This is a genomic window from Glycomyces halotolerans (assembly GCF_054779575.1).
Map to the genome: position 1 here is coordinate 1 of NZ_BAAGXZ010000045.1, position 1960 is coordinate 1960.

Annotated in this window: 1 protein-coding gene and 2 pseudogenes; 2 read left to right on the forward strand and 1 reads right to left on the reverse strand. The window is 66.4% G+C overall.

Going from position 1 to position 1960, the window contains the following annotated elements; genetic code table 11:
* Positions 1-243: hypothetical protein (locus tag ACYVL2_RS19920; protein WP_460546553.1), on the forward strand; the 243-nt coding region annotated here is incomplete at its 5' end.
* Positions 228-386, forward strand: a pseudogene (locus ACYVL2_RS19925) (TetR/AcrR family transcriptional regulator); the annotation flags it as partial. The gene ACYVL2_RS19920 and the pseudogene ACYVL2_RS19925, both read left to right, overlap by 16 nt.
* Before the next feature lie 204 nt (positions 387-590).
* On the opposite strand, the pseudogene ACYVL2_RS19930 reads toward ACYVL2_RS19925, so the two are convergent.
* Positions 591-1960: pseudogene (locus tag ACYVL2_RS19930) on the reverse strand (hypothetical protein); the annotation flags it as partial.

Below are 1960 nucleotides of genomic sequence, written 5' to 3' on the forward strand. Positions count from 1 at the left end.
GCTTTGAACTCATCGGAGTATTTCTTCGGCACCTTGATCTCTCCTCAAAACCGAGCCTACCGGCCCAGCGATCAGGGTGTCCCCATGAAGGGGGGAGACTCCGGTGAAGTTCAGAGTGCGGTTCGACAGCGGCAGGGCGACCTGGTACAACAACAAAGAAGTTCCTTGGGCGGCAATGTGTTTGGCGACTGTTGTTGTACCAGGAGCTTCTTCCTTGCCCTGCAAGAGACCCGTTCGACCTGATGGCGATGGCCATCGCGATGTCCATGGCGTGGTCGCCGGTCAGCAACGTCTACGCCGCATCCGAGGGCGAACCGGAGGAGCTCCACCACCGGCGCCGCGCGCTGCTGCGAGAGAGCGTCCAACGCGTCGTCGCTCCCGGCTGACAGGTCGAGGCGCTTCCGCTCTTGGCGGTAAAGGGAAACCCATGGGGGCCCGGCGAAGGCCGGCCTTGACAAGGGAGCTGCGGCGCAAGTCGCGGCTCCCTTTCTTCACGTCTGCGGGCACGCTTGCGCACCGGCAACGCCGACAGCACGGCCCGGGGGCCCGCAGCAGGCTCGCTGCGGGCCCCCGGGCCAGGTGGTAATCGGTCAGTTCGGTGAGTGGACGGTGCCGTCGTCCCAGTCGCGGGTGGCGCCGCGCAGGAACCAGTCCGAGCCGCTGTTGCCGGCGAAGTACTGCTCGATGGAGCCTTCGAACGGCGTGGTGGATACGTTGCCTCCATAGGCGTCGGTGTATACCGTGGTCGGGCCGGAGGCCTGCACCAGGAAGTCGCCCGGCCGGTACTCGCGGTTGGCGCCCTTGAACGGCGAGAGCGGGCTGTCCCACTCGAGCCGCTGGCCGTTGCCGTTCTGGAGGGCCTCATCGCAGTTGAAGCCGCCCAGCAGGTCGGGTTCATAGCACAGGTCCAGGACCCGTCCCATGTTGTTCGGCAGCGACGGGTCGTAATAGCGCTGCGAATCGATCACGTAGAACAGCGGCGAGATGCTGAAGTTCACTCCCGCGCCGTTGACCTGCGAGTTGCCGAACCAGAAGTCGTCCATGTCGGAGACGTTGAACGGCTGCGGCTCGGGGTACAGCGGGTCGAAGTGGGTGTCACCGCGACGGATCGCGTCGATGCAGCTGGAGTCCGCGATGAGGCGGCCCAGCGTCTCGTACTCCGAAGGGGAGTCCGCCGGCACCGGGGTGCCGACTTCGATGCGCGGGCCTCCGAAGCCGGGGCACTCGGACGGGTTGAAGCCGCCGGCCACGCCGAACGGCATCATCAGCGCGACGTTCGCTTGAACGGTCTGCCCGTTGGCATTGCACTTGATGTTGCTGATCAGCTCATGGACGTTGTTCTTGAACGCGTCCGGTGAGTGCGTGCCCTGGTGGATCTTCAGCAGGACGTCGCAGTTGGCGATCACGGTGCCCTGCGGCGGGAAGAACGACGAGCCGTCGTCGCCCTGGATCACGTCGGTGTTCACCGCGAGCACCTTGTGGCCCACGTGGTCCTCGTGCCGCTGGCTGTTCTCGGGCAGGCTGTCGGCCTGGACTTCGCTGACGTACCCGAACGGCGGGAAGCCGCTCTCGTTGAACAGCGCCGAGTCCCGCGGGTCGTCACCGTGCTCGTGCCCGAACGCGCAGCCGCTGGGATCCTGCGTGGGGTGCCAGGTCGGGTAGACCTTGCCGTCGGGACCGTAGGTCCAGTACCGGGCGTGAATCGCGTTGGAGCATTCACCTGAACGCGGCTCGTACCCCTTCGAGTTCGATTCCAGGATCAGCTCGTAGGCCCTGCTGAGCTCGGCGTCGGCCGGCGGCAGCCCTTGGCCCCATTCGGGGTTCCCGGGATCCGGGTCCGGGTCGGTCGGGTCCGGGTCCGTGGGGTCGGGGTCGGTCTGGCCGTTGCAGACGTCGCCGTTGATGGAGATCTGGCTGGGGGCGGCGCTGCTGCCGCTGCCGACGAAGCCGAAGACCTCGC